Source organism: Aeromonas sp. R2-1 (assembly GCF_040908425.1).
In the GTDB taxonomy this organism is placed as follows: Bacteria; Pseudomonadota; Gammaproteobacteria; order Enterobacterales; family Aeromonadaceae; genus Aeromonas; species Aeromonas caviae.
This window is the reverse complement of the sequence record NZ_JBFODR010000054.1, coordinates 66,297-74,413: the sequence shown is the minus strand read 5'-3', so window position 1 is coordinate 74,413 and position 8,117 is coordinate 66,297. Positions and strand designations below refer to the sequence as shown.

Below are 8,117 nucleotides of genomic sequence, written 5' to 3'. Positions count from 1 at the left end.
CTGACCCCATGCCGAACTCAGAAGTGAAACGCTGTAGCGCCGATGGTAGTGTGGCATTCGCCATGCGAGAGTAGGACACTGCCAGGCACCCAATTAAACGGTGATGTGAAGAATCACATGACTGGCTGCGAGGATGACACCTCATTAAGAAGCGGCAAATGATTTAGCGAAAGCTAACCGAATGCGGAGCGGTAGTTCAGTCGGTTAGAATACCGGCCTGTCACGCCGGGGGTCGCGGGTTCGAGTCCCGTCCGCTCCGCCACTAAATTGAAAGGCCTTCCCTGATGGGAAGGCCTTTTTGCTTTCTGGCGTCGGGATAAGAGCTCAGGAAACAAGAGGCAACCACCAGGGCTGCGATTTGCCACTGGCAACTTTGTCCCGCTCTGTTGTCCCTTGTACTTGAGTTGGACTTTGTCCGTCTCTGCGTCCGTTATGCCACTAACAAGAAGCCCAGTCGACAGACTGGGCTTCTTTTCGTCTCCACGGTCTCCTCTTCGAGAAGCATTGCCTTCTTGAGCCGTGAGCTTGCTAGTAATAGACGCAGAGCCAGACGGTTGTCTCGGTCGGATGGGTCCACTCCACCCTGTGCTGAAGGTGCGCCGGGATGTTGATGTAATCCCCCGGCCCCAGATGGACGCGTTCCTGTACCCCGGTATCCGGTGTGATGAAGACCAGGATGGCCTCTCCCTGCACCAGCAATACCCATTCGTGTTCATCCTGATCGAACCACTCTCCGGTAGGGGTCTGCTGCCCCTGGGAGAGAATGCGCTCGATACGAACATTGTTGGTACTGACCAGATCCGCGAACACTTCACTGGGCAGGGGGGAGGGGATCTGGCCAAGCAGGTTGCCTGTGTGCATGGGCTTCTCTCCGGTAGATGGGAACGTGGCTAGCTAAGAGTGTAGAAGCTTGGGATGGGCCGCTCTCATGGAAAATGAGGCCTCCAACGAGCCCTTTTATGAAAAACTTCGGGGAAATGGAGGCTTATCCGCTGCAATCTCGCCAAATTCTTGCTATTTTGCGCGCCAGCAAGCAAACGATTTCCTTCACACTTTCAGGATGAACTATGGCAACGCAACAAACGACGGCCCGCGCCGGCAATGGCGGGTTTCTGGATTCCTATTTCTCCATCAGCCAGCGTGGCAGCACGGTGCGACAGGAGCTGCTGGCCGGGTTGACCACCTTCCTGGCGATGGTCTACAGCATCATCGTCGTGCCGAACATGCTGGGCGCAGCCGGTTTTGAGCAGGGCCCGGTGTTTGTGGCGACCTGTCTGATCGCCGCCTTCGGCTCCCTGCTGATGGGGCTCTGGGCCAAGCTGCCGATGGCCATCGGTTGTGCCATCTCTCTCACCGCCTTTACCGCCTTCAGCCTGGTGCTGGGTCAGGGGCTGAGCATTCCGGTCGCCCTTGGCGCCATCTTCCTGATGGGGGTGCTGTTCACCCTGATCAGCGTCACCGGCGTGCGCCAGTGGATCCTGGACAACCTTCCCTCCGGCATCGCCCACGGTACCGGCATCGGTATCGGCCTGTTCCTGCTGCTGATCGCCACCAACGGGGTCGGCATGGTGATCAAGAATGAAGGAGCGGGCCTGCCGGTGCAGCTCGGCGAGATCACTGCCTTCCCGGTCATCATGACGGTGCTGGGTCTGGCTGCCATCTTCGGCCTGGAGCGCCGCAAGGTGCCGGGCGGCATCCTGATGGTGATCATCGCCATCTCCATCCTCGGCCTCATCTTCGATCCGAAAGTGACCTGGCAGGGCTTCTTCGCCATGCCGAGCCTGAGTGGCGAGAATGGCTCCCTGGTGGGCAGCATGGATCTGCTGGGCGCCCTCAATCCGGTGGTGATTCCGACCGTGTTGGCGCTGGTGATGACCGCCGTGTTTGACGCCACCGGCACCATCCGTGCCGTGGCCGGTCAGGCTGGCCTCATCAACGAGCGTGGTCACATCATCAGCGGTGGCAAGGCCCTGACTGCGGACTCCGTCAGCAGTATGGTGGCGGGCGTGGTAGGTGGTGCTCCTGCAGCCGTCTACATCGAATCCGCCGCAGGGACCGCTGCCGGCGGCAAGACAGGTCTGACCGCCACTCTGGTCGGCGTGCTCTTCCTGCTGATGATCTTCCTCTCCCCGCTGAGCTATCTGGTACCGGCCTACGCCACCGCACCGGCCCTGATGTATGTGGGCCTGCTGATGCTGGGCAACGTCACCAAGCTGGACTTCAACGACTCGGTCGATGCCCTCTCCGGCATGCTGTGCGCCGTCTTCATCGTGCTCACCTGCAACATCGTCACCGGCATCATGTTAGGCTTCGTGGCCCTGGTGGTCGGCCGCCTGTTTGCCGCCGAGTGGAAGAAGCTCAACATCGGCACCGTCATCATCGCCGTAGCCCTGGTGATCTTCTACGCCGGTGGCTGGGCCATCTAATCCTCACGCTATCGAGAAGGGCCCTGCGGGGCCCTTTTTCATGGCTGTGAGGCGGCTAACACTTTCCCGGATCTTCCCCATCCGCTCGTTTCAGATTGAAACGTCAGGCTTTGTTTGTTGTTTCAGATCCGAACCGAAACCCCTGTCATTTTTATCCCCCTATGGCTCGCTAGACTGGCTGCATCAACCATCTGTCCACCCGTGTGGTGGCAAGCCAAGGAGTGAGCCATGAAGAAGCTGATCAACGCTGTCGATGCCGTGGTCCGTGAACAACTGATGGGGATGGCCGCTGCCCACCCCGAGCTCAAGGTGCGAATCGAACCCCACTACATCACCCGCGCCGATTCCCCCGTGACGGGCAAGGTGGCGCTGGTCTCCGGTGGCGGCAGCGGCCACGAGCCCATGCACGGTGGCCTGGTGGGCAAAGGAATGCTGGATGGTGCCTGCCCCGGCGAGATCTTCACGTCCCCGACCCCGGATCAGATGTACGAGTGCGGTCAGGCCGTCGACGGCGGCGCCGGCGTGCTGTTTCTGGTGAAGAACTACACAGGCGACGTGCTCAACTTCGAGACCGCGGTCGAGCTGCTGCACGGTGACGGGGTCAAGGTGGGGTTCGCCCTCATCGATGACGACGTGGCGGTGAAGGACAGCCTCTACACCGCTGGCCGCCGCGGGGTTGCCACGACAGTGCTGTGCGAGAAGCTGGTCGGTGCCGCCGCCGAGGCGGGCTACGATCTGGCGCGCTGCGAGGCGCTGGCCCGCCGGATCAACAACCAGAGCCGCACCATAGGCGTGGCCATGCACGCCTGCACCGTGCCTGCTGCCGGCAAGCCCTCCTTCACCCTGGCTGACAACGAGGTGGAGTTCGGCGTCGGCATCCACGGCGAGCCGGGCATCGAGCGCCGTCCCTTCACCGACCTGAACGCCCTGGTGGACGACATGTTCAAGGAGCTGACCGACAACAGCCCCTATGGCCGCACCCTGCGCCACTGGGATCGTGCCTCCGGCAGCTGGCAGGAGGAGCACACCTTTATCGAGCCGCTCAATGGGGGTGACAGGGTCATCGTCCTGGTCAACAGCCTCGGTGGCACCCCTGTCTCCGAGCTCTACGGCGTCTATGGTCGCCTCGCCACCCTGTGCGAAGAGGCGGGCATTCATCTGGTGCGCAACCTCATCGGCCCCTACTGTACCTCCCTCGACATGACCGGCATCTCCATCACCCTGCTCAAGGTGGATGACGAGCTGATGACTCTGTGGGATGCCCCCGTTCACACCCCGGCCCTGCGTCGCGGCTGCTGAGGAATATTCATGTTAAGCAAGCATCAGATCGTCAACTGGCTGCTCGACTGCGAGCACATCTTCACCGAGCAGCGTGACTACCTCACCGCGCTGGATACCGACATCGGCGACGGCGACCACGGCCTCAACATGCAGCGTGGCTTCGCCAAGGTGGCGGAGAAGCTGCCCGCGGTGGCGGACAAGGACATCGGCCAGGTGCTCAAAACCACCGGCATGACGTTGCTCTCCTCGGTCGGCGGCGCCAGCGGACCCCTCTACGGCACCTTCTTCATCCGGGCGGCAGCCAGCAGCGATGCCTGCCAGAGCCTGACCCTCGGCCAGCTCGGCAAGATGCTGAGCGACGGGGTGGAGGGGATCGTCTCCCGTGGCCGCGCCGAGCCGGGTGACAAGACCATGTGCGACGCCTGGTGGCCCGCTCTGGCTGCCCTGCAGCAGGCGGAACAACAGGGCCTGCCGCTCCCCGAGGCGCTGGACAAGGCGGTGGCTGCCGCCGCAGCTGGCACCGAGGCCACCATCCAGATGCAGGCCCGCAAGGGGCGCGCCAGCTATCTTGGTGAGCGCAGCATCGGCCATCAGGATGCGGGGGCCACCTCGACCCTGCTGCTGCTGACCGCCCTGCGTGACAGAGCGAGGTTGTAAACATGATCGGCATCGTAGTGGTCTCTCACAGCGCCATGCTTGCGGCCGGTTTGAAAGCCCTGGCCGATCAGCTGGGCAGCCCGGCGAAACTGTTGCTGGCGGCCGGGGTCGATGACCCCGCCCATCCCATCGGCACCGACGCCATCGCCGTGATGAGTGCGATGGAAGAGGCGGATGACGGCAGCGGGGTGCTGGTGCTGATGGACTTGGGCAGCGCTCTGCTGAGCGCGGAGACCGCCCTCGAGCTGCTGCCCTCCGAGCTGAGCGCCCGGGTGCGGCTCAGCCCCGCCCCGCTGGTCGAGGGCACTCTGGCCGCCGTGGTGGCCGCTGGCGCAGGCCTGACGCTGGACGAGGTCGCCGCCGAGGCGCTTGGCGCCCTGGGCCCGAAACAGGGAATGCTGCCTGCCAGTGCGGCGCAGGTCACCACGGAGGCAGCCCCCGTTGCCGACGACGGCTGGCTGCGCTGCGAGGTGGTGGTGGAGAATCCCCACGGCCTGCATGTGCGCCCCGCCGCCCGGCTGGTGGCGGCACTCAAGCCCTTTGCCGCTGAACTCAGGCTGCAAAAGGGGGAGAAAGAGGCGAATCCCCGCAGCCTGAGCCGGCTCGCCATGCTCGATGTGCGCCAGGGGGACAGGCTCATCCTGCTGGCGCGAGGGGAGGATGCCGGGGCGGCGCTGAGCTGCTTCCATCAACTGGCGCGGGATCGCTTCGGCGACTGAAACATTCCCCCATCCGGGCCCCGTCAAGACGGGGCCCGCTTTTTTGAGGGGCGTTCTGGTCAGTGGTGGTAGTCGGCGGGATCGATGTCGAGCAGTTTGAGCCGCCGCCAGAGGGTGGTGCGGCTGATCCCGAGCTGGCGCGCCATCTGGCTGACCTGGCCCTTGCTGGCACGGGCGGCCCGCAGGATTGCCTGATGCTCCAGCTCCGCCAGGGTGAGCAGCGGCTGTCCCACCACCTCGTCCGCCAGCAGGCAATGACCCTGGCGGATGGCGGCCGGGAGCGCCCGGGGCGGGATCTGTGCCTCACTGCAATGCAGCAGGGCGTACTCGATGGCGCTGCGCAGCTCCCCCAGGTTGCCGGGCCAGGGGTAGGCCAGCAGGCAGTCGAGGGCGTCAGGGGTGAACTGGCGCCCCGATTCGCCCCCCTGCACCGTCAGGTGCTGGCGGATGAGGCCAGGCAGATCAGCGCTGCGCTCCCGCAGGCTCGGCAGCCAGAGTTCGCACCCTTGCAGCGCATAGAGCAGCTGGCGCCCGAATTCCCCCTCCTGCACCCGCTGCTCCAGCGGGGCGCTGCTGGTCGCGATGATCCTCACCCTGAGGGGCAGGATGCGGGCGGAGTCGAAGCGCTGGATGCGCCCCGTCTTGAGCAGTTGCAGCAGGGCGGCCTGCATGGGGGCGGGCAGGCACTCCACCTGCTCCAGCACTAGCGTGCCACCGTGAGCCAGCTCGAACTTGCCTGCCCGCTCCTGCCCCGCCTCGTCGGACCCCATGAGTTCCAGCGCCATCCGCTCCCTCGGCCATGCCTGGCAGTTGAAGATGACCAGGGGGCCGGCGGCTCGCTCGCTGCCAAAGTGGATGGCCTCCGCCAGTTGGGCCTTGCCCACCTCCTCCTCCCCCCGCAGCAGGACGGGGCCCTGTCCCCTGGCCGCCTGGCGGGCGTGGCGCAGCAGTTTGCGCATGGCGCTCGACTCCCCCACCAGGGCGGAGAGCTCGGGCACCGTCTGGCGCAGTTGATGAATGGCGCGCAGCCGATCGGTGGGATGGAGCAGGACGATGAAGCTGACCCCGTCCGGCCCCGGCAGGGGCTTGAGGCTCACCAGGGCGTCGATGAAGGCCTCGCCCCGGGTCTCCCGCCGCTCCAGCGTCACCTCCACATGGCTCAGGGGGGTCATCTCCGCGATGGCCAGACGCAGGCGCTGGGGCAACAGCAGATGGTGATCGAGGGGATGGCCCAGGCAGACAGCCGGGTCGAGTTGCAGCCGACTGGCCGCCAGGGCGTTGAGGTAGCGCAGCCGCCCCTGGGGATCCCAGGCCAGCACGCCGTCTTCCATGCCATCCAGCAGGGCATAGAGCTCGCTCAAATGGTGCTGGGACTCCTGCATCAGGCGCTCCATCTGCAGCAGATTGGCCAGCTCGCGGCCGGCGCTGACGGTGAGCGCGAGATCCCCCGGCGCGGCCTCTTCCACCCGGCAGATCAGGGCCACGATCGCCACCTGGCGACCGGTGCTGTTGTAGACAGGGCTGGCACAGCAGTGCCAGGGGTGGAGACGCTGGTTGAAGTGCTGGGGGCCGCTGACGCAGAGCGGCACCCCCTCCAGGGCCGCCAGGTTGACGGCATTGGTGCCGATGCGTCCCTCGCTGAAAAACGCGCCTGGGCCAAAACCGAGTGCCGCCAGCGCCTGCAGGGTATCGGGGTGGCCGGTCCGGGCCAGCAGGCAACCGCTCTCGTCGGTGAGCAGCAGGGCGCAGGGGCGCCCCTCCATGAACTCGTAGAGATCCTCCAGCGCCATCTCGCCGGTAGTGAGCAGGTCCCGTTTGCGCTGGCGCAGGCTCTCCAGGGTCTGCCCTCTGGCGCAGTGGGGAGGATGCCAGAGGGACGCGCTGGTCTGGTGGGCACAGCGCAGCCAGGAGGCCTGCAGGTGCTCGGGCCAGGACGAGAGGGGCTGGGGAACGGATGGCATGGTCACGGCGATATCCGGCAAAAGGGAAGGGGCCATTTAATCACCCTTGCCGCCCCGATTCAGTGACCGCTCTCAGAGTGTCGCGTCCTGGTCCCGGGTGGCAGCCTCTGCGGCAAACTGCTGCTGGAGCCATTGGCTCACCGCCCGGCACTGGGGGCTGCCTTCGCTCTCCTGATGGATCAGCATGTTCCAGTTCGGCCCGGCCACCCGGTGGGACGAGAGGGGCAGCAGCCACCCCTGTCGGCGTGCGTCGCGAGAGAGCAGCTCGCTCGCCAGCGCCACCCCGAGCCCGGCGCTGGCCGCATCCTGCAACAAGCCGGGATCGGAGAAGTTGAGCCCCTGGGTCTGCAGGTGCAGATCGTCGCCGCCCTTGAGGGTCCAGTGGTGCCAGTCCATCTCCCGCTCCCCGTGCAGGGTGGTGCGCTCCTGCGCGGGCTGTGCCAGCACGGCCGGGCTCGCCACCGGCAGCAGCCGATCCGCCAGCAGCGGCTGATGGCGGCATTCCGCCTGGGGAGCCAGCCCCCAGCGCAGCGAAATGTCGATGGTCTGCTCGGCCATGTTCGGCGTGTCGTCGCTGGTGAACAGCCAGAGATCGATGCCCGGATGCTGACGGTGAAGGTCGGCCAGCCGGGGCAGCAGCCAGAGGCGGGCGATGGTGGTGCTGGTGTTGAGCACAAGCTGGTTCGGCTTGCGGTACTGCTCGAGGCGCTGTATTCCCACCGCCAGTTGCAGCAGCACCTGCTGGGTTGTCTCCAGCAGATCCTGGCCCGCGTCGGTCAGGGCGACGGAACGTCCCTGGCGGTGAAACAGAGGCTGGCCAAGCAGCTCCTCCAGCGAGCGGATCTGCTGACTGATGGCAGACTGGGTGAGGTGCAGCTCCTGGGCCGCCTGATGAAAGCTGCCGAGCCTGGCCGCCGCCTCGAAGCCGCGCAGCACGTTGAGAGGGGGCCAGTGTTTGAACATCATTGATTAGCTCCACTTATCACTTTTATCGAAAATCGATCGTTTGTTACCCATCAACGGGGAGAATAGTCTATTCCCATCGTCAATAACCTTAATAGTACCTAATCAGA

At 65.0% G+C, this 8,117-nt stretch carries 7 protein-coding genes and 1 tRNA gene; 5 read left to right on the top strand and 3 right to left on the bottom strand.

The features are described from left to right. Positions 1 to 185 precede the first annotated feature (185 nt). Positions 186 to 262 (top strand) — tRNA-Asp (locus tag AB5Y80_RS19855). A 266-nt stretch (positions 263 to 528) separates the two neighbouring features. Here AB5Y80_RS19855 and AB5Y80_RS19850 read toward each other — a convergent pair. Further along, positions 529 to 861 carry a cupin domain-containing protein gene (locus AB5Y80_RS19850; RefSeq protein WP_010675945.1) on the bottom strand — a complete coding sequence of 111 codons (333 nt, stop codon included), beginning with the start codon at positions 859 to 861 and terminating at the stop codon, positions 529 to 531. A 206-nt stretch (positions 862 to 1,067) separates the two neighbouring features. Between AB5Y80_RS19850 and AB5Y80_RS19845 the strand changes: the two genes are divergently transcribed. The 4 genes from AB5Y80_RS19845 (at position 1,068) to dhaM (ending at position 5,083) form a co-directional block, all read left to right on the top strand. Beyond that, positions 1,068 to 2,426 (top strand): NCS2 family permease, encoded by a 1,359-nt coding sequence (locus AB5Y80_RS19845; RefSeq protein ID WP_010675944.1) that lies wholly within the window; start codon positions 1,068 to 1,070, stop codon positions 2,424 to 2,426. 228 nt (positions 2,427 to 2,654) lie between these two features. Beyond that, the gene (gene dhaK / locus AB5Y80_RS19840; RefSeq protein WP_202044933.1) at positions 2,655 to 3,725 is read left to right on the top strand and encodes a dihydroxyacetone kinase subunit DhaK; all 1,071 of its coding nucleotides are present in this window, start codon (positions 2,655 to 2,657) and stop codon (positions 3,723 to 3,725) included. A 9-nt stretch (positions 3,726 to 3,734) separates the two neighbouring features. After that, a complete protein-coding gene (dhaL, locus tag AB5Y80_RS19835) occupies positions 3,735 to 4,364 on the top strand; it encodes a dihydroxyacetone kinase subunit DhaL (RefSeq protein ID WP_005306235.1) in 630 nt (209 codons plus the stop codon). A gap of 2 nt (positions 4,365 to 4,366) precedes the next feature. Further along, a complete protein-coding gene (gene dhaM / locus AB5Y80_RS19830; RefSeq protein ID WP_368173434.1) occupies positions 4,367 to 5,083 on the top strand; it encodes a dihydroxyacetone kinase phosphoryl donor subunit DhaM in 717 nt (238 codons plus the stop codon). 59 nt (positions 5,084 to 5,142) lie between these two features. Here the strand turns inward: dhaM and dhaR are convergent, their stop codons facing one another. Together dhaR and AB5Y80_RS19820 are read right to left on the bottom strand one after the other, a co-directional pair. Next, positions 5,143 to 7,044: a dihydroxyacetone kinase operon transcriptional regulator DhaR gene (dhaR, locus tag AB5Y80_RS19825; protein ID WP_368173435.1), complete on the bottom strand. Its 1,902-nt coding sequence runs from the start codon at positions 7,042 to 7,044 to the stop codon at positions 5,143 to 5,145. 72 nt (positions 7,045 to 7,116) lie between these two features. Next, complete coding sequence (locus AB5Y80_RS19820) at positions 7,117 to 8,010, bottom strand: LysR family transcriptional regulator (RefSeq protein WP_368173433.1); 894 nt, start codon at positions 8,008 to 8,010, stop codon at positions 7,117 to 7,119. Between the last annotated feature and the right edge of the window lie 107 nt (positions 8,011 to 8,117).